Source organism: Sphingopyxis indica, assembly GCF_032879645.1.
In the GTDB taxonomy this organism is placed as follows: domain Bacteria; phylum Pseudomonadota; class Alphaproteobacteria; order Sphingomonadales; family Sphingomonadaceae; genus Sphingopyxis; species Sphingopyxis indica.
The window spans coordinates 3,995,484-4,014,801 of sequence record NZ_CP076394.1; the positions used below are offsets into that span (position 1 = coordinate 3,995,484).

The 19,318-nt window shown below is 67.2% G+C and carries 19 protein-coding genes and 1 tRNA gene; 12 read left to right on the forward strand and 8 right to left on the reverse strand.

Annotated features, from left to right (window positions below; translation table 11 throughout):
* The first annotated feature begins 285 nt into the window (after positions 1-285).
* From rpmI to pheT, 5 genes are all read left to right on the forward strand, one after another.
* A complete protein-coding gene (gene rpmI / locus KNJ79_RS18945; protein ID WP_089215951.1) occupies positions 286-489 on the forward strand; it encodes a 50S ribosomal protein L35 in 204 nt (67 codons plus the stop codon).
* A 12-nt stretch (positions 490-501) separates the two neighbouring features.
* On the forward strand, positions 502-882 hold the full coding sequence (gene rplT, locus KNJ79_RS18950; RefSeq protein ID WP_089215870.1) for a 50S ribosomal protein L20: 381 nt from the start codon (positions 502-504) through the stop codon (positions 880-882).
* Positions 883-1,230: 348 nt separating this feature from the next.
* Positions 1,231-2,127 carry a helix-turn-helix domain-containing protein gene (locus tag KNJ79_RS18955; protein WP_317152202.1) on the forward strand — a complete coding sequence of 299 codons (897 nt, stop codon included), beginning with the start codon at positions 1,231-1,233 and terminating at the stop codon, positions 2,125-2,127.
* A gap of 151 nt (positions 2,128-2,278) precedes the next feature.
* Complete coding sequence (pheS, locus tag KNJ79_RS18960; protein WP_317152203.1) at positions 2,279-3,379, forward strand: phenylalanine--tRNA ligase subunit alpha; 1,101 nt, start codon at positions 2,279-2,281, stop codon at positions 3,377-3,379.
* Positions 3,376-5,760, forward strand: a complete 2,385-nt coding sequence (gene pheT, locus KNJ79_RS18965) for a phenylalanine--tRNA ligase subunit beta (RefSeq protein WP_317152204.1) — start codon at positions 3,376-3,378, stop codon at positions 5,758-5,760. Before pheS ends, pheT begins: the two co-directional genes overlap by 4 nt.
* Before the next feature lie 64 nt (positions 5,761-5,824).
* Here the strand turns inward: pheT and KNJ79_RS18970 are convergent.
* The 5 genes from KNJ79_RS18970 to KNJ79_RS18990 form a co-directional block, all read right to left on the reverse strand.
* Positions 5,825-5,898: transfer RNA gene (locus tag KNJ79_RS18970), tRNA-Gly, on the reverse strand.
* Positions 5,899-6,070: 172 nt separating this feature from the next.
* Positions 6,071-7,531: a S41 family peptidase gene (locus tag KNJ79_RS18975; protein ID WP_317152205.1), complete on the reverse strand. Its 1,461-nt coding sequence runs from the start codon at positions 7,529-7,531 to the stop codon at positions 6,071-6,073.
* A gap of 4 nt (positions 7,532-7,535) precedes the next feature.
* A complete protein-coding gene (locus tag KNJ79_RS18980) occupies positions 7,536-8,243 on the reverse strand; it encodes an RlmE family RNA methyltransferase (protein ID WP_089215874.1) in 708 nt (235 codons plus the stop codon).
* Entirely contained in the window at positions 8,240-9,334 is a 1,095-nt protein-coding gene (locus KNJ79_RS18985; protein ID WP_317153953.1) for a Ppx/GppA phosphatase family protein, read from the reverse strand. Before KNJ79_RS18985 ends, KNJ79_RS18980 begins: the two co-directional genes overlap by 4 nt.
* Positions 9,335-9,524: 190 nt before the next feature.
* Positions 9,525-9,929 (reverse strand): glycine zipper 2TM domain-containing protein, encoded by a 405-nt coding sequence (locus KNJ79_RS18990; RefSeq protein ID WP_089215876.1) that lies wholly within the window; start codon positions 9,927-9,929, stop codon positions 9,525-9,527.
* Positions 9,930-10,117: 188 nt separating this feature from the next.
* Between KNJ79_RS18990 and KNJ79_RS18995 the strand changes: the two genes are divergently transcribed.
* Entirely contained in the window at positions 10,118-11,107 is a 990-nt protein-coding gene (locus tag KNJ79_RS18995) for an esterase-like activity of phytase family protein (RefSeq protein ID WP_317152206.1), read from the forward strand.
* A gap of 53 nt (positions 11,108-11,160) precedes the next feature.
* Here KNJ79_RS18995 and rpmB read toward each other — a convergent pair whose 3' ends face one another.
* On the reverse strand, positions 11,161-11,454 hold the full coding sequence (gene rpmB, locus KNJ79_RS19000) for a 50S ribosomal protein L28 (protein WP_317152207.1): 294 nt from the start codon (positions 11,452-11,454) through the stop codon (positions 11,161-11,163).
* A gap of 130 nt (positions 11,455-11,584) precedes the next feature.
* Between rpmB and tadA the strand changes: the two genes are divergently transcribed.
* On the forward strand, positions 11,585-12,040 hold the full coding sequence (gene tadA / locus KNJ79_RS19005) for a tRNA adenosine(34) deaminase TadA (protein ID WP_317152208.1): 456 nt from the start codon (positions 11,585-11,587) through the stop codon (positions 12,038-12,040).
* A gap of 397 nt (positions 12,041-12,437) precedes the next feature.
* Here tadA and KNJ79_RS19010 read toward each other — a convergent pair whose 3' ends face one another.
* Positions 12,438-13,142 (reverse strand): NAD-dependent deacylase, encoded by a 705-nt coding sequence (locus KNJ79_RS19010; protein WP_317152209.1) that lies wholly within the window; start codon positions 13,140-13,142, stop codon positions 12,438-12,440.
* Positions 13,143-13,332: 190 nt separating this feature from the next.
* Between KNJ79_RS19010 and dapB the strand changes: the two genes are divergently transcribed.
* From dapB to KNJ79_RS19030, 4 genes are all read left to right on the forward strand, one after another.
* Positions 13,333-14,061, forward strand: a complete 729-nt coding sequence (gene dapB / locus KNJ79_RS19015) for a 4-hydroxy-tetrahydrodipicolinate reductase (protein ID WP_317152210.1) — start codon at positions 13,333-13,335, stop codon at positions 14,059-14,061.
* A gap of 5 nt (positions 14,062-14,066) precedes the next feature.
* Positions 14,067-14,726, forward strand: coding sequence for an endonuclease III (nth, locus tag KNJ79_RS19020; protein ID WP_317152211.1), 660 nt, complete (start codon positions 14,067-14,069; stop codon positions 14,724-14,726).
* 215 nt (positions 14,727-14,941) lie between these two features.
* Positions 14,942-15,823 carry an OmpA family protein gene (locus tag KNJ79_RS19025; protein ID WP_317152212.1) on the forward strand — a complete coding sequence of 294 codons (882 nt, stop codon included), beginning with the start codon at positions 14,942-14,944 and terminating at the stop codon, positions 15,821-15,823.
* 194 nt (positions 15,824-16,017) lie between these two features.
* Positions 16,018-17,394, forward strand: a complete 1,377-nt coding sequence (locus KNJ79_RS19030; RefSeq protein WP_317152213.1) for a M20/M25/M40 family metallo-hydrolase — start codon at positions 16,018-16,020, stop codon at positions 17,392-17,394.
* A gap of 75 nt (positions 17,395-17,469) precedes the next feature.
* Here the strand turns inward: KNJ79_RS19030 and KNJ79_RS19035 are convergent, their stop codons facing one another.
* Positions 17,470-18,060 carry a TetR/AcrR family transcriptional regulator gene (locus KNJ79_RS19035; RefSeq protein WP_317152214.1) on the reverse strand — a complete coding sequence of 197 codons (591 nt, stop codon included), beginning with the start codon at positions 18,058-18,060 and terminating at the stop codon, positions 17,470-17,472.
* Between the two features lie 33 nt (positions 18,061-18,093).
* Here KNJ79_RS19035 and KNJ79_RS19040 point away from each other — a divergent pair, with 33 nt between their 5' ends.
* Entirely contained in the window at positions 18,094-19,257 is a 1,164-nt protein-coding gene (locus KNJ79_RS19040; protein WP_317152215.1) for an aromatic ring-hydroxylating oxygenase subunit alpha, read from the forward strand.
* Positions 19,258-19,318 lie beyond the last annotated feature (61 nt).

Sequence of the window (19,318 nt, forward strand, 5' to 3'; positions counted from 1 at the left end):
ACGGCCTCGTTGCTTGCCAAACTGCGCGAAGCGCCCATTTTTTGATCGCCTGCGGCGACAAACGTCCGCAAAGGCTGACCCGACCTTCTTCGTGCCTTTGCGTCTTTGCGCGAAACGGATATCGCCGCTGCCCGCGCTCAAAGCCGAACGGAGGGGCGAAGCGCCCCATATGCGGCAATGCTTGCATTTCCGGGCGAATCCCCCTAAGCGCGCGCCTTCCGATTGTGTCGGCTGGCTGAAAGGGCTGCCATGCCGATACCAAAGCGGACTTCAAAGGAGACCGAAATGCCCAAGCTCAAGACCAAGAGCGGTGTAAAGAAGCGCTTCAAATTCACCGCCTCGGGCAAGGTGAAGCACGGCGTCGCCGGCAAGCGCCACCGCCTGATTTCGCACAACGCCAAATATATCCGTACCAATCGCGGCACCAGCGTGCTCAGCGATTCGGACGCAGCCCATGTGCGCCTCTGGGCGCCCTATGGCCTGAAGTAAGGAGCGCCAAGCATGTCCCGTATCAAACGCGGCACGACCACGCGCGCCAAGCACAACCGGATTCTCGAACAGGCGAAGGGCTATTACGGCCGCCGCAAGAACACGATCCGCATCGCGCGCCAGGCCGTCGAAAAGGCCGGCCAGTACGCCTATCGCGACCGCAAGGTCAAAAAGCGGAATTTCCGCGCCCTGTGGATTCAGCGCATCAACGCCGCGGTCCGCGCCGAGGGCCTGACCTATTCGCAGTTCATGCACGGCGTGAAGCTTGCCGGGATCGAACTCGACCGCAAGGTCATGGCCGATCTCGCGATGAACGAAGGCGCGGTGTTCGCCTCAATCATCGAGCAGGCAAAGAAGGTCCTGAGCGACGTCGAAGGGCCCAAGGCCGCCTGACGCTTCGCGCATCGACACAGCAAGAGGGCGGCCCCCGCGGGGCCGCCCTTTTTCGTGTCCGCGCGCGACGCGCAGACAGAAGGACGGCGCGGAAGCGAGTTCCCCCACGCCGTCCCGGGGATGATCCGAAGGACGTACCGCCCCCCTCCCTCCGTTCCGACGAGCCCTGGGTCGCAAAAAGCCGACGGTCCGGCGGGAGTCCGGTGGAACCGGCACGCGCGTGTGCCGGACGTCGATCTATATCGCCGCCGCCGGTATGGAAATTGTAGGAAACCGACACGTTCTCCGGGCAATTTGTTGGAACATTGTGCCGTTCCGGGCTATGCTCCTTGTTCAAGGACCAACGCCGTGGGCAATGAGGGCGACCAACAGGGTGGGCAGGCGCGCGTCGTCACGCGCTTCTTTCCGGTGTCCGCGGCGCTCCGCCCCTATGCCAGCACCATCTACAGCCTCGAGGTCGATGCGCCGCCCGGTGTGCGGGTCGAGGACCATCTGCATCCCGAGTGGGCGAACCTGCGCTTCATCGACGGCGAAGCGCCGCTGGCGGCGATCGGCGACGCGGTGCCGGTGCCCGTTCCCCCCTTCGTCGTCGCCGGACCGACGAGCCATGCGACGCGCTTCGCCGCAGGGGCGATGCGCGCGTGGGGCATCGGAATCCTGCCGATGGGCTGGGCGCGGCTTTTCGCGGTGCCGGCCGAGGAGCTCGCCGACCGCTTCTGCGACGGCCGCCGCCATCCCGCCTTCGCGGCGATCGCACCGCTCGCGGATGCGCTTGCGGGCATCGACGATTTCGCGGCGGCGGCGCGCCTTATCGACAAGCATTTTGCCGCGCTGCTGTACGAGACACCCGAGGATGACGGCGCGGTCCTCGCCGCCTATCGCGCGCTCGTCGACGACGAATGGGTCAGCGTCGCCGAGCTCGCCGCGGCGCTCGACCTTTCGGTGCGCTCGGTCGAGCGGCTGTGCCATCGCGCCTTCGGCTTTGCGCCCAAGCTGCTCCTCCGCCGGCAGCGCTTCCTGCGCAGCCTCGCGCGCTTCATTCTCGACCCGTCGATGGCGTGGGTCGATGCGCTCGACCATCGCTATTACGACCAGTCGCAATTCACCCACGACTTCCATCGCTTCATGGGGATGAGCCCGCGTGCCTATGCCGCGCTGCCGAAGCCGATCCTCGCCGCCGCCGCGCGCGCCCGCGCCGCCGCGGCGGGCGAGGCGGTGCAGGGGTTGCACAAGCCCGGAGCCTAGCGGCGACTCATATGGGTTGACCCATGCCGCCGCTTCGGTGCAAGCGGCGGCGGGGCAAAGGCGGGTTTTCCGCTGCCGGCAGCCCGACAAGCGACACGAACAGACAGCGGCGGCGCCTTCCCGGCGATCCGCCGCCGCAGGACGAATGACGATGAGTGACTATCAGGCCATGCAGGCCCAGCTCGTGAGCGAGATCGCCACCGCCGCCGACTTGGGCGCACTCGAGGCGCTGCGCGTCGCCGCGCTCGGCAAGACGGGCAGCGTGTCCGCCCTGCTCAAGACCCTCGGCGGCATGACCCCCGACGAGCGGCAGGCGAAGGGGCCGCAGATTCATGCGCTGCGCGAGGCCGTGACCGAAGCGATCGCCGCGCGCAAGGCGGCGCTCGAAGCCGCCGCGCTCGACGCGAAGCTCGCCGCCGAACGGCTCGACATGACGCTGCCGGCCGAAGCCGCGCCGCAGGGTAGCGTCCATCCGGTCAGTCAGGTCATGGACGAACTCGCCGAAATCTTCGCCGACATGGGTTTCGCGGTCGCGACGGGGCCGGAGATCGAGGACGACTGGCACAATTTCACCGCGCTCAACATTCCCGAGACGCACCCCGCCCGCGCGATGCACGATACCTTCTATTTCCCGTCGCAGATGAACGATGCCGAGGGCCGGTCGATGCTGCTGCGCACGCATACGTCGCCGGTGCAGATCCGCACGATGATGCGCGAGGCGCCGCCGATCCGCATCATCGCGCCGGGACGCGTCTATCGCAGCGACAGCGACGCGACGCACACGCCGATGTTCCACCAGATCGAAGGGCTGGTCATCGACCGCGGTATCCATCTGGGGCATCTCAAATACACGCTCGAAACCTTCCTCAAGGCCTATTTCGAACGCGACGACATCGTGCTCCGCCTGCGTCCCTCCTATTTCCCCTTCACCGAACCCTCGGCCGAGGTCGATGTCGGCTATGCCCAGGAAAAGGGCCGCCGCATCGTCGGCGGGGACGGCGACGATGCGGGCCATGCGTGGATGGAGCTGCTCGGCAGCGGCATGGTCCACCGCCGCGTGATCGCCAATTGTGGGCTCGATCCCGATGAATGGCAGGGTTTCGCTTTCGGGGTCGGCGTCGACCGGCTCGCGATGCTCAAATATGGCATGGACGACCTTCGCGCCTTTTTCGACGGCGACCTGCGCTGGCTCGCCCATTATGGCTTCGGCGCGCTGTCGGTGCCCACGCTGAGCGGGGGGATTTCGGCATGAAGATCACCCTCGACTGGCTTCGCGATCATCTCGACGGCACTTTCACCGTCGACGATGTCGTCGCCACTTTGAACCGCATCGGCCACGAGGTCGAAGGCGTCGAAAATCCCGCCGAAAGATTCGCGGGCTTCCGCGTCGCGAAAGTGCTGACCGCCGAGAAGCATCCGCAGGCCGACAAGCTGCAGGTGCTGACCGTCGATGCCGGCGACGGCGGCCCCCCGCTCACCATCGTCTGCGGCGCCCCCAATGCGCGCGCGGGGCTCGTCGGCGTGCTCGGGCTGCCCGGCGCGGTCGTGCCCGCGAACGGCATGGCGCTGAAGGTCGCGGCGGTGCGCGGCGTCGAATCGAACGGCATGATGTGCTCGGTGCGCGAGCTCGAACTCGGCGACGAGCATGACGGCATCATCGAACTGCCCGCCGACGCGCCGGTGGGGACGCCTTTCGCCGATTATCAGCAAGCGAACGACCCGGTGATCGACATTTCGATCACCCCGAACCGGCAGGATTGCATGGGGGTGCGTGGTCTGGCGCGCGACCTTGCCGCCGCCGGGCTCGGTACGCTGAAGCCGCTCGACGTCCCGGTGATCGAGGGGGCGGGCGCCCCCGCGACCGAAATCGCGACGCACGACCCCGAAGGCTGCCCCGCCTTTTACGGCCGCACGATCAGCGGCGTCACCAACGGCGCCGCGCCCGACTGGATGCGCCGCCGGCTCGAAGCGATCGGCCAGCGCTCGATCTCGGCGCTCGTCGACATCAGCAATTATGTGATGTTCGACCTCGGCCGCCCGAGCCACATCTACGACCGCGCCAAGCTGACCGGCGCGCTTGCGGCGCGGCGCGCGAAGGACGGCGAAACCGTCACCGCGCTCAATGGCAAGGATTATGTGCTCAGCGACAGGATGACGGTGATCGCCGACGACGCGGGCGTCCACGACATCGCAGGCATCATGGGCGGCGAGCATAGTGGGTGCGGCGAGGCGACGACCGACATCCTGATCGAGATCGCATACTTCGCCCCCGAACGCATCGCGCTCACCGGCCAGGCGCTCGGCCTGACGAGCGATGCACGCAGCCGCTTCGAGCGCGGGGTCGATCCCGCCTTCCTGGACGATGCGACCGCGATCGTCACCGGCCATATCCTCGCCATCTGCGGCGGCACCCCGTCGGCGGTCACGCGCGCGGGCACGCCGCCGGTCGAAGCGCGGACGATCGCCTATGATCCGGCGCTCGCCGAAACCCTGGGCGGCATCGCGATTCCCGCCGCGCGCCAGCGCGAAATCCTCGAAGCCCTGGGCTTCGGCGTGACCGAAGGCGCGCCGTGGCAGGTCGCCGTGCCGAGCTGGCGCCGCGATATGGACGGCGCCGCCGACGTGGTCGAGGAAGTCACGCGCATCCACGGCTTCGACGCGATCCCCTCGACCCCGCTGCCGCGTGCAGACGGCGTCGCGCGGCCGACCGCTACGCCCGGCCAGCTGCTCGAACGCCGCCTGCGCCGCGCCGCCGCGGCGGCGGGCTATCACGAGGCGGTGACGTGGAGCTTCGTGTCGGAGCGCGAAGCCGCGCCCTTCGGCGGCGGCGCGTGGAGCCTTGCCAACCCGATCAGCGAGGATCTGAAGGTCATGCGCCCCTCGCTGCTCCCCGGCCTGCTCTCGGCCGCCGCGCGCAACCAGAATCGCGGCGCGGAGAGCATCCGCCTGTTCGAGATCGGCCGCCGCTATCTCGCCGACGCCGAGCATCCGACGCTGGCGCTGTTGATGGCGGGCGACAAGCGCGCGCGCAGTTGGCAAGCGGGCAAGGCCGCGCCGTTCGACGCGTTCGACGCGAAAGCGGCGGCGCTCGCGCTGCTCGATGCCGCGGGCGCGCCCACCGACCGGCTGCAGGTGATGGAGGCGGTGAGCGAGGGCGCGATCTGGCACCCCGGCCAGTCGGCGACGCTGCGCCTCGGGCCGAAGGCGGTGCTCGCCGAATTCGGCGCGCTTCACCCCGTGCTGACGCGCCACTTCGACGTCGACGGGCCGGTGATGGCGGTGCAGATCTTCATGGACGCGATCCCGGCGAAACGCGCGAGCGGGCCGGCGCGCCCGGCCTATGCGCCGCCCGCGCTGCAATCGGTGCGCCGCGACTTCGCCTTCCTCGCGCCCGAAACGCTCGCCGCCGCCGATCTGGTCCGCACGATCCGCGGCGCCGACAAGGCGGCGATCGTCGATGCCCGCCTGTTCGACCGCTTCGCCGGCCAGGGCGTGCCCGAAGGGCAGGTCAGCCTCGCGGTCGAGGTCGAGCTGCAACCTCAGGATAAGAGCTTCACCGACGCTGAACTGAAAGCGATCGCCGACAAGGTGGTCGCCGCGGCGGCGAAGCTAGGCGCAACGCTGCGCGGATAAGCCGCGCAGCCCGACACGATCAGGACGGCAGGCCGCCGACGCGCGCTGTTCGGGAACGGGGCGGTGGAGCGGGTGAAGGGAATCGAACCCTCGTCGTAAGCTTGGGAAGCTTCTGCTCTGCCATTGAGCTACACCCGCACGCCGTTGGAAACCCATGGGTTTCCTCCGGACGACGCGAATCGGTTTGCCTTGAAGTCCACCGGCCGCGTCGAATGCGCTCGCCGATTGCCACAATAACCGCGGATTGGTCAACGCAGGTTCGACCTATCCCGAAAACTTGTTCCGCCGCCGCGCCGGCGCGAACCCCGGATCAATAGAGCCCCGGCTGTTCGCGCTGTGCCGTGCTCGGCTTCGCGGGCATCAGCATCGCCGGCGGCGTGCGCGGTGCGCCCGTCCGCTGGTCGGCCGAGGCCGAGCGGGTGTCGGCGATGCGCGTCGTGCAGGCGCGGCCCGCCAGGAAGTCGATCGCGGCGCGTACCGACGCCTCGCGCGGGTCGCCGAGCGGATAGGCGAGATCGTCGTCGGCGGCGCAGCTGTTCGGGATGCGCGAGGCGAGGCCGTTGTAATAGTCGCCCGCGCCGTCGGCGTTGGCGAGCGCGAACGCGATGACGCGCATCCGGTCGTCGCATTCGGCCTTGTCGAGTGCGATCTGGCCCACCGGCTTGCCATAGGTGTTGCTGCCGACCAGCGTCATATTGGTGCCGAGCCAGGGCAGCATCCCGTTGATCACCAGCTCGCTCGCCGAGGCGGTCGATCCGGTGCCGATGAAGGCGAGCCGCGTCGGCGCGATCGCTTCGGGCTGGGCGGTAAAGAAGTGCCGGTCGTTCTCCGCCGATTTTTCGGGGCGGAAGGTGAGCTGCGAGAAGAGGTCGCTGGCATTGCGCCCGCCGCCGAGCAGGTCGCCGAACAGTTCGGCGACCGATACCAGCCCGCCGCCATTATAGCGCAGGTCGACGACGACGTCGGTCACCCCCTGGTCGCGGAACGTCTGAAAGGCGTCGCGCAGCTGCGGCCCCGCCGAGCTGATGAAGGTGCGCAGATTGACATAGCCATATTTGCGCCCGCCCTCGCTGATCACCTTGGCGCCATAGCGGTCGGACACGGGATCGAGGTCATATTCCTCCTTGGTCACCGCGATGTCATGCGTTCCCGATGCGTCGGTGACGCGCAGCACACGCGTCACGCCCGGCTGATCAGGGCCGAGCGCGTCGATGATCCCCGCGGTGCCCTCGGCGGCGACGATGCTCGAGATCGAGCGCATCGTGCTCGCGCTCGTACCGATCGCCGAGATGGTCGCGCCGCGGTCGATCCCCGCCGACAGCGCCGGTGCGCCTTCATAGGCTTCGGCGATCAGCAGCAGTTCGTTATAGGGGTCATAGGCCAGGCGCACGCCATAGCCCGCGCTCGACCCGCTCGCATAATAGGCTTCCTCCTCGGCGATCGAGGTGATGTAGGTGAAATAGCGATCCTTGTTCTGCGCGCGCGCCGGTTCGAGCAGCGCGTCGATATAAGTCTGGACGTCGCTATAGCTCGCCGGGTTGACGTTCGTCGCGACATCGTTCGGGAAGAGATACCATTCGTCGATCACCGCCTTGGCAAAGGCCTGGCGCGAAGAGAGGCTGCAGGTCGCGGTCGGCGTGGGGGTTGGCGTGGGCGACGGAGTCGGCGTGACCGCGACCGGCGACGCGCTGCCGTTGCCACCGCCGCCGCACGATGCGAGCATCAGCGCCGCGAGCGTGATCGCCGCGATCGAACCCTTGCACCCCCTCATAGCGTCACTCCTCCTTTTCGTCCCGTTCGGCGCGTCCCTTGAATCCCTGCGCGACGACATAAAGCTCGGGCGATCCCTTGCGGCTCGCGGGCGGCTTGGCGTGCTTGACGCTCGCGAAATGCGTCTTGAGCAGCGTCAACAGCTCGCGGTCGGCGCCGCCGGCGAACACCTTGGCGACGAAGGTGCCGCCGGGCTGGAGCGTCTGTACCGCGAAATCGGCGGCGGTTTCGGCGAGCCCGATCGTGCGCAGATGGTCGGTCTGCGGATGGCCGACGGTGTTCGCCGCCATGTCCGAGATGACGAGGTCGGGCGCGGCGCCGAGCGCGCCCAACAGTGCGTCGGGCGCGGCATCGTCCATGAAGTCCATCTCGAGGATCGCGACGCCCTCGATCGGCTCGCAGGCGAGCAGGTCGATGCCCGCGACCTTGGCGCGCGGGTTCGCCTTTCGCACCACCTGCGACCAGCCGCCGGGCGTGATGCCCAGGTCGACCACCGCGCGCGCCTTTTTCAGAAAGCCGAATTTCTCGTCGAGTTCGAGCAGCTTATAGGCGGCGCGCGAACGATAGCCTTCGGCCTGCGCGCGCCGGACATAGGGATCGTTGAGCTGGCGCTGCAGCCAGCGCGTCGACGAAGCGGTGCGCCGCCGCGCGGTCTTGACGCGCTCGTGCAGCCCGCCGCGTCCGCCCCCGCTGCCCCCCTTGCGGCCGCTCATTTGCGAAAATCGCGGCGGGTGACCGGAACGTCGCGGCCCTGCACGGCAAGGGTGCGCAAAATGCCTTCGCGGATGCCGCGGTCGGCGACCCCGACGCGCGCTGCGGGCCACAGGTCGATGATGCTTTCGAGGATCGCGCAGCCGGCGACGACCAGATCGGCGCGTTCGCGGCCGATGCACGCGATGCCGGCGCGGTCGGCGATGCTCGCTTCGGCGAGGCGGCGGCTGATCGCGCGCATCTCGTCCGCCGGCACCGACAGCCCGTCGACGACGCGCCGGTCATAGCGCGGCAGGTCGAGGAAGACGCTGGCAAGCGTCGTCACCGTGCCGCTGGTGCCGAGCAGGCGCAGCGGCTGCCCGGCGAAGCGCGTCGCACGGTCGGCGAACGCGGCAAAAGCCTCGCGCGTGACTTCGCGCATCCGTGCATAGCTCGCCCGACGCGCCGCCAGATCGTCGGCGGCAGGAATCGCATGTTCGGTCAGCGAGACGACGCCCCACGGCACGCTGATCCAGTCGTGAATCACGACGTCATGGCCCGACGCCTCGACCTGCATCAGCTCGGTCGAGCCGCCACCGATGTCGAAGATCAGCCCGGGGCCGTCGCCCGGCTCCATCAGATTGTGGCAGCCGAGCACCGCGAGCCGCGCTTCCTCGGCGGCGGTAATCACGTCGAGGACGATCCCCGTCTCGGCCCGGACCCGCGCGACCAGCTCGTCGCAATTGCTCGCGCGGCGGCACGCTTCGGTCGCGACCGCGCGCGACAGGGTGACGTGGCGGCGGCGCAGCTTGTCGGCGCAGATAGCGAGCGCCGACACGGCACGGTCCATCGCCGCGTCGCTGATCCGGCCGCTGCCGTGCAGGCCTTCGCCGAGCCGGACGATACGCGAAAAGGCGTCGATGACGACGAGCTCGCCGTCCTGCGGGCGCGCGATCAAGAGCCGGCAATTGTTGGTGCCCAGGTCGATCGCGCCATAGCTCTTCGCGCGCGTAAAGGGAAAGGGGCGGGTTACGGAGCCGCCCTGCTGTCTGTCTTTCGCCACCGCTGCCCGGGGCCGCGGCGACCGCCCTGAAGGCGCTGCCATTTGCCGCATGGCTATGTTGACCTGTCTTCTCACGCGTCCGCCTGGGTGCGGACGAGCACTTGGCGGCAAGACTAGGCGCGCCCCGCGGCAAAGGCAAGCCGGGCGGGCCGGCCGGTCGCCGCGCGACGAAAAATCCGCCCGGCGCTAGGGCCGGGCGGGCAAAGGTGACGAACATATTATTTGGGGGTCGGGACTGGTCCTAGCGACAGCCGTCATTCCCCTTGTCGATCGCGCGACCGGCGATGGCGCCGATCGCGCCGCCGATGATCGTGCCGACGGTCTTGTCGCCGCGGCCCGCAATCTCGTTCCCGGCCAGGCCGCCCGCGATCGCGCCGATCACGGTGCCGCCGGTGCCATTGTCGCACTGGCGATAGCGGCGGTCGTTGTAGCGATTGTTGTAATAGCGGCGGTCGTAGCGCCGGTCATAGCGGTCGGCGCGGCGGTCGTAGCGCCGGTCGTAACGGTCGTAGCGGTCATAGCCGGCATAATGGCGCGAATAGCCGTCGCGGTCGTAATAGCCCGTCTGTGCGGTGGCGGGCGTCGCCAGGCCCAGCGTCGCGGCCGACATCAGGGCGGCGATGGAGAGCGTCATCGTCTTTTTCATCTCTTTTCTCCTTCTTTCCGTTCGGCGCCCGGACGGGGGCGGTGAATCGATGATGCCCTTTTGCCCGATTCGCTTTGAGCCAGGGCTGAACATCGGCGTCGGCGTTCGTTCAGCTTCGGTTGCCTGCCGTTCATCTTTTCGAAGGGTGCATCTTCCCATTTGCGGCGCGCCACTCTAACCCCGCGCCGATGCGCCGCCTCCTCCCCGCGATCCTGATCTTTCTCGCGATCGGTCCCGTACCGGGGGCGAGGATGCGGTTTCCGGTCCCCGACGAAAGCCAGCAAGCGCGCGCGATCGCCATCGACTTCGCAGCGCAGACGTCGGGGACGCTGCGCTTCGTGCGCGGCTGGCACCTCGTCAGCCCGAACAGCCATTTCGGGGGTTTTTCGGCACTCGCGCGCATGGGGCCGGGCCGATACCAACTGGTCGGGGACAATGGCTATTGGGTCAGGATGGATTTCGGCGGCGGCGATCGGCTGCGCGCGGTGCGGATCGGCAGGATCCCCACTCCCGAAGGGCGGCCGCGGCGCAAGACGATGGTCGATACCGAAGCCATGACCTTCGATCCGGCCACCGGCGAGAGCCGCGTCGCCCTCGAGGGGATCAACGAGGTCTGGCGGTTCGACGCTGCGCTTACACGGGTCGCATCGCGCAATCATTTGCCCGACTGGCCGGGCAACCGCGGCCCCGAGGCCATGGCGCATATCGCGGGCGGCCGCACCGTCATTTTTTCGGAGGATGCGAGCGACGACCCCCGCGGGCGCCAGGCGCTGCTCTTCGCGGACGATCCCGCCGCGCCCGGAGCAAAGCCGCTACGCTTTTTCTACGATGCCGAGGGCAAGGGCAATGTCAGCGACGCCGCGCCGCTTCCCGACGGCCGCATATTGCTCGTCCACCGCAAGCTCGGTTTCGATCCGTTTTTCACGACCATCCTCGCGATCGTCGATCCGGCCGATATTCGGAAGGACGCGGTGGTCCGCTCGGTGCCCATCGGCCGGGTGCCACGGCCGCTCGCCGACAATTTCGAAGGCGCGGCGGTCGCGATCGAGGATGGCCGGACGCGGCTCTGGCTCGTCTCCGACAATAATTTCAACAGCTGGCAGCGCAGCCTGCTGCTCGAATTCGACCTCGTCGGCCTCCCGCCGCGCAAAACGGACAGCAAAAAGGCGGCGCCGTAGCCGGGCCGCCTGATCGCTTCGATGCGGGCCGGAGCCGCACAAGGAATGGCGAATTACGCCGCCTTTTCGGCGAGCTTCTTCGCGACTTCCTTCTTCAGCTTGCGCGCATTCGCCGAAAGCTGCTCGTCGCCGGTCTTCATCAGCCAGTTGTCGAGGCCACCGTTGTGCTCGACCGAGCGCAGGCCGTGCGTCGACACGCGCAGCTTCACGCCCTTGCCGAGCGCTTCCGAAAGCAGCGTCACATTCTGCAGATTGGGCAGAAAGGTGCGCTTCGTCTTGTTGTTGGCGTGGCTGACATTGTGGCCAACCTGGCGGCCCTTGCCGGTCAGTTCGCAAATGCGCGACATGTCTTCAGTCCTCACAAAATCTGGGCGGCGTGCCGGACGGCGCGAAAGGCGCCGAAAAGACCGGGTGGGCCGGGAAAGGCGCGCGCTTATCGGCTTGCCGGGGATTCGTCAAGGGATTAGCGGGAAGGACATGGCTCTTTTCCTGCTCCCCGACCCGATGCGCCGCGCGCTCGACCTCGCCCGAATCGCCGCCGAATGGGGCGAAGTGCCGGTCGGTGCGGTCGTCGTCAAGGATGGCGAGATCATCGCCGAAGGGCACAACGCCCCGCGCGAATCGCACGACCCGACCGCGCATGCGGAGATCGTCGCGATTCGCATGGCGGCGGCGAAGCTCGGCAACGAGCGGCTCGACGGCTGCGACCTTCATGTCACGCTCGAACCCTGCGCGATGTGCGCGGGCGCGATCGCCCACGCCCGCATCGCGCGGCTCTATTATGGCGCCGACGATCCGAAGGGCGGCGCGGTCGCGCACGGCCCGCGCCTCTTCGCGCAGCCGACGGTGCATCACCGGCCCGAGGTCTACGACGGAATCGGCGCCGGCGAGGCTGCGGCGCTGCTCAGGGACTTCTTCGCGGCGCGACGCTGATTAGAGCAGCGAGCCTTAAATCTGCACCGTCTCCCCGAGCGAAGACGAGGGGCTGTGCCGAGCGAAGTCGAGGCTGCGACGCTGCGGTTCTCGCTCCGCTCGAACGAGCCCCTCGTCTTCGCTCGGGGAGACGAGTCGATTCAGATTTCCTGCAATTTGCTCTAAATCTCACACAAAGACACGAAGAGGGCATTTTTCCCTCCTCCGTTCGTGCTGAGCTTGTCGAAGCACCGTCTTCCTCGTTGAGGGAAAAAGGACCGCTCCTTCGATTGTCGTGCAGGCGCTCAGGCAAGACCTCCACAAACGCAGGGCGAAAGGAAGAAGAGCCTCTTTGTGTGAGATAATTTCTTTTCTTCGTGCCTTCGTGCCTTCGTGCGAGACTTTCTTCGGCGCCGCGTCAAAACCCCAATATCTGGTCGACCCACTGCGGAACGAGTTGCGTCGCCGGCCCGTGGCGGGCCTCGCTGAACCAATAGCTGCCCTGGCTCGGCTCCATATTGAGTTCGAGCGTCCTTGCGCCCGCAGCCCGCGCCTCGCGCACGAAGCCCGCGGCGGGATAGACCGCGCCCGAGGTGCCGATCGACACGAACAGGTCGGCTTTGTTCAGCGCCGCGTAAATCTCTTCCATCCGGTACGGCATCTCGCCGAACCAGACCACGTCGGGGCGCAGATAGCCGGGCATCCCGCACGCCGGGCAGGCGGGCCGCTCGATCAGCGTTCCGGTCCAGCGGCTGCGCGTGTCGCACGCGATGCACCAGGCGTTCAGATGCTCGCCGTGCATATGGATCAGCCGCTTCGCGCCCGCGCGTTCGTGCAGGTCGTCGACATTCTGGGTGACGATCAGCAGCTCGCCGGGCCACCCGGCGTCGAGCCGCGCCAGCGCCTCGTGCGCGGCGTTGGGCTGCTTCGCTTGAATCGCCTCGCGCCGCGCATCGTAGAAGCGGTGGACGAGGTCGGGGTCGCGCGCAAAAGCCTCGGGCGTCGCGACATCCTCGACGCGGTGCTGCTCCCACAGCCCGCCAGCGTCGCGGAAGGTGTCGATGCCGCTCTCGGCCGAGACGCCCGCACCGGTCAGGACGACGATATTCCGAATCGGGGACATGCGCCCTCTTATCCATGCGCGCGGCAAAGTCGAGATGCCCCGAAAGCCGTCGTCCCAGCGAAAGCTGGGGCCGCTATCGAGGCAACAGGCCGAGAGCGATCCCGGCTTTCGCCGGGATGAGGATTTCGGGAGCATGTCTCGACTTCGCTCGACACGAACGTCTAAAGGGGGGCCGGATAGGGGATTGAACATGACCAATATCGGCATCGTCGGCAGCCACGGCCGGATGGGCGTCGCGCTCGCCGCGGCGATCTCGGAAGCCGGGCAGCATCATCACGGCATCGACAAGGGCGGCAATGTCGCGAAGCTCGCGGAGCGCAGCGACGTGCTCGTCGATTTCTCCTCGCCCGTGGCGCTCGAAGCCACGCTCGACGCCTGCATCGCCGCGAAAAAGCCGATCGTGATCGGCACCACGGGGCTCGAGGAGCGGCATCATTATCTGATCGACAATGCCGCAAAGGATATCGCGGTGCTGCAAACCGGCAATACCTCGCTCGGCGTCACCCTGCTCGCGCATCTGGTGCGCGAAGCCGCGGCGCGCCTCGACGCCGACTGGGATATCGAAGTGCTCGAAATGCATCACCGCGCCAAGGTCGACGCGCCGAGCGGCACCGCGCTGCTGCTCGGACAGGCGGCGGCCGAGGGGCGCGGCATCGACCTCGATCGCTGCTCCGAACGCGGCCGCGACGGGCTCACCGGCGCGCGCTGTCACGGCAAGATCGGCTTCGCGAGCCTGCGCGGCGGCACGATCGCCGGCGACCATGATGTTATCTTCGCCGGGCCGGAGGAGATGCTGACGCTGTCGCACCGCGCCGAAAACCGCATGATCTTCGCACGCGGCGCGGTGAAAGCGGCGCTGTGGCTCGTCCACCAGAAGCCGGGACGCTATCGGATGGCCGAAGTGCTGGGATTGTCGTGAAGGCGATGACGAAAGCCGAAATTTTCGAATTCTTCCGCCGCCTCGCCGAACTCGACCCCGATCCCCGGACCGAACTCGACTATGGCAACACCTATCAATTGCTCGTCGCGGTCGTGCTTTCGGCGCAGGCCACCGACGTCGGGGTGAACAAGGCGACGCGACGGCTGTTCGAGGCGGTGAAGACCCCGCAGGCGATGCTCGACCTCGGCGAAGCGGGGCTCAAGCAGCACATCAAGACGATCGGCCTGTTCAACGCCAAGGCAAAGAATGTCATCGCGCTTTCCGAAATCCTCGTACGCGAGCATGGCGGCGAGGTGCCCGCCGACCGCGACGCGCTGGTCGAACTACCCGGCGTCGGGCGCAAAACCGCCAATGTCGTGATGAACTCGGCGTTCGGGGCGGAGACCTTCGCGGTCGACACGCATATCTTTCGCGTCGGCAACCGCACCGGCCTTGCGCCCGGCAAGACACCCCTCGCGGTCGAGAAACAGCTCGAAAAAAAGGTCCCGGCGCCGTTCCGCGTCGGCGCGCATCATTGGCTGATCCTCCACGGCCGCTACATCTGTAAGGCGCGCACCCCCGAATGCTGGCGCTGCCCGGTCGCCGATCTGTGCCGCTACAAGCCCAAGACATTGGCACCAAAGGCGAAAAAGGCCGCAGCCTGATCCCGCCCCGCCCTTTCGGGCGCAAAACCCGAAACTCGAAGCCGAAATCCGGCCTGAACATCGGGCGATTCGTCGCATAATTGCGTGCATTTTCGGCACAGATTCTATGCAGCGAGCGTGGGGGGTAACAGCCCGACACGGCATTTCAGGGGAAGCGGTCCACGAAAGGCCCGCGATCATGCACGGTCGGCTGATGCCATCAAAGGAGTATTAGAATGCGTGTCGTTTCCAAAAGTCCAAAGGCGCTGTTGCTGCTGGCGCTGCTTGCCGTTCCGGCGACGGGCGGCTGGGCGCAGGAACAGCAGGACCAGTCCGAGGGCGACGTCATGGCGACCGTCTATGGCCAGGGAATGCCCGATCCGGCCACGATGGCCAAGGGGCCGCAGATCGACGGGATCATCTCCGCGCGCAGCGGCGACCAGATTCAGATCACGACCGCCGACGGCAACCGCACCGCGGTCGCGGTGGGCGACATGACGAAGATCAGGGCCAAGGGCGGCTTCCTCGGCCTCGACCGCGACAAGCTCGCCGCCGATTCGCTGATGAACGGCCTGCCGGTCAGCGTCGAGACGCTGCAGTGGGACGGCGGTCTGCTCGCGAGCCAGATCGACCTCAAGAACAAGGATCTGAAAACCGCGTCGATGATCCACACCGGCACCAACCAGCGCTTCGAGGCCCAGGAAGCCGCGACCGAAGCACTGCGCGGGCGCATGGGCGACATCGACAAATATAATATCAAGGGCACGACGAATGTGAACTTCGCCGTCGGCAAGGCAAACCTGTCCGAACAGGCCAAGGCCGATCTTTGCGCCGCGGCGTCGCAGGCCGAGGCGACCGACAATGCGCTGCTGCTCGTCGTCGGCTACACCGATTCGACCGGCAGTCAGGAGTTCAACCAGCAGCTCAGCGAAAAGCGCGCGAGCCGCGTCGTCAACTATCTGCAACAGGCGTGCGGGTGGAAGCCCTATCGCATGCTGACGCCGACGGGCATGGCCGAGGCCGACCCGCTCGCGGACAATGAGACTCCCGAAGGCAAGGCGCAGAACCGCCGCGTCGCGGTGAACATTCTCGTCAGCAAGAGCGTCGACGGGATGTGATCGGTCTTGGGGGGTGGGGACGCCCACCCCCATTTCTGTATCCAGACCTTGTTCGGTTCAAGTCGAATCAGGCCCCTCCCCTTCAGGTGAGGGGCTTGAAGTGGTTCGGTCCCGACAGGAAAGACACTGGCGGGCTCGCCACTCCGGCAGCGATTGCCACTTGCCGACTGCGCGGGACGCGGCATAGTCGCGCCATGCGCATATCCTACGCCCCGCTCGCTCTCGCCGCCGCCCTGTTTGCCGCGGCGCCCGCTCACGCCAGGCCCGCCGATCCGGTCGCGGCGAAACAGATATTGATGGACAGCGTCGCGATCCCGACCGTCGCGGGGCGCGGCAAGGTGCCCGAGCTTGCGGCCTATTATAAAAAGGTGCTGACCGCGGCGGGCTTCGCCGACGGCGATGTCGTGATCACGCCGATGGGCGAGACCGCGACCTTCGCCGCGACCCTGAAAGGAACGAGCGACGCGAAGCCGATCCTGCTGCTCGGCCATATGGACGTCGTCGAGGCCGACGCGAAGGACTGGACGCGCGATCCCTTCGTGCCCGTCGAAGAGGACGGCTATATCTTCGGGCGCGGGTCGGAGGACAATAAGTTCGACGTCGCGATGATGGTCGCGACGATGGCCCAGCTCAAGAAAGACGGCTTCAAGCCGAAACGCACGATCATCCTGCTGCTCTCGGGCGACGAGGAAACGTCGATGACGACGACGCGCGCGCTCGCCGCCAAATATAAGGGCGCCGAAATGGCATTGAACGGCGACGGCGGCGGCGGGCTGATCGGCGAGGACGGCAAGGCGCAATATTACGGATTGCAGGCGGGCGAAAAAACCTATGCCGACTTCACGCTCGAAGTGACCAACCCCGGCGGCCACAGTTCGCGCCCCGGCCCGGTCAACGCGATCGTGCAATTGTCGAACGCGCTCGCCAGGATCGGCGCCTATCATTTCAAGCCGCAGCAGAATGAGCTGACCAGGGCGGGAATGCCGATCGTCGCCGACCAGGTCGGCGGCGAAATCGGCGCCGCGCTCAAGGCCTTTGCCGCCGACCCGGCCGACGCCGCGGCGATCGCGACGATCACCGCCGATCCCGAATATGTCGGGCAGATCGGCACGACCTGCGTGCCGACGCTGGTGAACGGCGGTCACGCCGAAAATGCGCTGCCGCAGCGCGCCACAGCGAACATCAACTGCCGCATCTTCCCCGGCGTCGCGGTCGAGGCGGTGCGCGCCGAACTCGAAAGGGTCATCGCCGATCCCGCCGTGGCGGTGAAAACCGACCCCGACGCGACCGCGAGCGACGCCTCGCCGCTGCGAAAGGATGTGGTGACGGCGGTGACGAAAGCGGTCCATGCGCGCTTCCCCGGCATCCCGATCATTCCCTCGATGAGCGCGGGCGCGACCGACAGCCTCCATTTCCGCGCCGTCGGCGTGCCGAGCTACGGCGTCGCGGGCCTGTTCTCCAAGGCGAGCGACAGCTTCGCCCACGGGCTCAACGAGCGCGTGCCGGTCGCCGCGATTCCCGGCGCGCTCGCGCATTGGGACAGCCTGCTCAGGGATTTGTCGAAGCAATAACGTCGTCCCAGCGAAAGCTGGGACCGCTGGCGTTTCAGCAGGCCGATGGCGGTCCCAGCTTTCTCTGGGACGACGTTATAGCAGCGCCGCCACAGCCCTCTCGATCATCTCCGCTGCCGCCTCGGCGCCGAAACTCGTCGGATCGAGCGACAGTTCGAGCCACAGCCCGTCGACCATCGCGGTCAGCAGGATCGCCAGCCGCGCCGCGTCGGGCGCGCCGCACGCGGTCAGCAGATCGCCGAGCCGCGCGCGATATCCGGCATAGCTTGTCGCATGGATCGCCGCCATCCGCGCATCGCTGCGCGCGAGCGCCCAAAAGGCGGTCCATGCGCCGAGCAGTTCGGGATCGGTCACCGGCGGGCGGAAACTGGCGGTCAGATAGGCGGTCAGCCGCGCGCTGGGGTCCGGTCCGGCGGCGGCGACCGCGGCGGCGAAAACCGCGTCCATCCGGTCGCTCGTCGCCTGATAGGTTGCCGCGACCAGATCGTCGATACCGTCGAAATAATGCCGCAGCAGCCCCGGCGACACCCCCGCCCGGGCGCAGATTGCACGCACATTGGTCCCGGCCAGCCCGCGCTCGGCCAGCACCGCTGCCGCCGCCTCGATCAGGGCGGCGCGGCGGGCATCGGCGCTCTCGCGCGTAAAGGCTTGGCGAAGGGAAGTCATATTGTTATACGGACGTATAACAAGGAACGAGCAATGGCAACAGCACCCCTGCACAGCGCAAACGCCGACCCCCTCGACGGCTGGTCGCTCCCGGCATGGACCTATAGCGACCCCGACTTCTACGCCGCCGAAGTCGAGCGCATCTTCCGCCCGAGCTGGCAGGTCGTGTGCCACGACAGCGACATTGCGAATCCAGGCGACTGGCACAGCATCGACTATGTCGGCGAAAGCGTGATCCTCGTCCGCGGCACCGACGCGATCGTGCGCGCCTTCACCAACGTCTGCCGCCACCGCGGCTCGCGCCTCGTCGACGGTGCGGCGGGCTACGCGAAGAAGCTCGTCTGCCCCTATCATGCATGGACCTACGAACTCGACGGCCGCCTGACCGGCGTCCCCGATTCGGCGAGCTATCCGACGCTCGACAAGGGCAAGGCGGGACTCGCCCCGGTCGAGGCCGAAAACTGGCGCGGTTTCTGGTTCGTCCGGCTGGAAGACGACGGCGGCCCGTCGGTCGCGGAGATGATGGCGCCCTATGAGGCGATGATCGAACCCTATCGCTTTGAGGAGCTTGGCGCCCTCGGCCGCGTCACGCTGCGCCCGCGCGATGTGAACTGGAAGAATGTCGGCGACAATTATTCGGACGGCCTCCACATCCCCGTCGCGCACCCCGGCCTGACGCGGCTGTTCGGCAAGAGCTATGGCGTCGAGGCCGAGTCCCAGGTCGATCGCATGTGGGGCGACCTGATCGACCGGCCGTCGGCGAACTGGTCCGAACGCCTTTACCAGCGCCTGTTGCCGCCGGTGCCGCACCTGCCCGCGAACCGTCAGCGCCACTGGCTCTATTTCAAGCTGTGGCCCAATGTCGCCTTCGACATCTACCCCGACCAGGTCGATTTCATGCAATGGCTGCCGACCGGGCCGACGAGCTGCCTGATCCGCGAATTTTCCTATGTGCTGCCCGATGAGCGCCGCGAGATGCGCGCGGCGCGCTATCTCAACTGGCGCATCAACCGGCAGGTCAATGCCGAGGACACCGCACTCATAACGCGCGTCCAGCAAGGGATGGCGTCGCGAAGCTTCTCGATGGGACCCTTGAGCGACAAGGAGGTATGCCTCAGGCATTTCTGCGCGAGGATGCGCGAGATCATTCCGGAGGCGCGGCTCGAACAGGCGCCGGTCACGGGGTGGAGCCGATAGGTCCCCCTCCCGCTTGCGGGAGGGGTTAGGGGAGGGCCTGTGGCTCTCTCATGGTTTGAAG

What these genes read in the sequence shown, in the direction of transcription:
- KNJ79_RS18980 (WP_089215874.1), bottom strand. Translation starts at nt 8,243, where the DNA reads ATGAGCGGCCGCAAGGGGGGCAGCGGGGGCGGACGCGGCGGGCTGCAC.
- KNJ79_RS18975 (WP_317152205.1), bottom strand. Translation starts at nt 7,531, where the DNA reads ATGAGGGGGTGCAAGGGTTCGATCGCGGCGATCACGCTCGCGGCGCTG.
- KNJ79_RS18995 (WP_317152206.1), top strand. Translation starts at nt 10,118, where the DNA reads ATGCGCCGCCTCCTCCCCGCGATCCTGATCTTTCTCGCGATCGGTCCC.
- KNJ79_RS19030 (WP_317152213.1), top strand. Translation starts at nt 16,018, where the DNA reads ATGCGCATATCCTACGCCCCGCTCGCTCTCGCCGCCGCCCTGTTTGCC.
- dapB (WP_317152210.1), top strand. Translation starts at nt 13,333, where the DNA reads ATGACCAATATCGGCATCGTCGGCAGCCACGGCCGGATGGGCGTCGCG.
- KNJ79_RS18990 (WP_089215876.1), bottom strand. Translation starts at nt 9,929, where the DNA reads ATGAAAAAGACGATGACGCTCTCCATCGCCGCCCTGATGTCGGCCGCG.
- pheS (WP_317152203.1), top strand. Translation starts at nt 2,279, where the DNA reads ATGAGTGACTATCAGGCCATGCAGGCCCAGCTCGTGAGCGAGATCGCC.
- KNJ79_RS19035 (WP_317152214.1), bottom strand. Translation starts at nt 18,060, where the DNA reads ATGACTTCCCTTCGCCAAGCCTTTACGCGCGAGAGCGCCGATGCCCGC.
- KNJ79_RS19040 (WP_317152215.1), top strand. Translation starts at nt 18,094, where the DNA reads ATGGCAACAGCACCCCTGCACAGCGCAAACGCCGACCCCCTCGACGGC.
- pheT (WP_317152204.1), top strand. Translation starts at nt 3,376, where the DNA reads ATGAAGATCACCCTCGACTGGCTTCGCGATCATCTCGACGGCACTTTC.
- KNJ79_RS19025 (WP_317152212.1), top strand. Translation starts at nt 14,942, where the DNA reads ATGCGTGTCGTTTCCAAAAGTCCAAAGGCGCTGTTGCTGCTGGCGCTG.
- rpmB (WP_317152207.1), bottom strand. Translation starts at nt 11,454, where the DNA reads ATGTCGCGCATTTGCGAACTGACCGGCAAGGGCCGCCAGGTTGGCCAC.
- nth (WP_317152211.1), top strand. Translation starts at nt 14,067, where the DNA reads ATGACGAAAGCCGAAATTTTCGAATTCTTCCGCCGCCTCGCCGAACTC.
- tadA (WP_317152208.1), top strand. Translation starts at nt 11,585, where the DNA reads ATGGCTCTTTTCCTGCTCCCCGACCCGATGCGCCGCGCGCTCGACCTC.
- rplT (WP_089215870.1), top strand. Translation starts at nt 502, where the DNA reads ATGTCCCGTATCAAACGCGGCACGACCACGCGCGCCAAGCACAACCGG.
- rpmI (WP_089215951.1), top strand. Translation starts at nt 286, where the DNA reads ATGCCCAAGCTCAAGACCAAGAGCGGTGTAAAGAAGCGCTTCAAATTC.
- KNJ79_RS19010 (WP_317152209.1), bottom strand. Translation starts at nt 13,142, where the DNA reads ATGTCCCCGATTCGGAATATCGTCGTCCTGACCGGTGCGGGCGTCTCG.
- KNJ79_RS18985 (WP_317153953.1), bottom strand. Translation starts at nt 9,334, where the DNA reads ATGCGGCAAATGGCAGCGCCTTCAGGGCGGTCGCCGCGGCCCCGGGCA.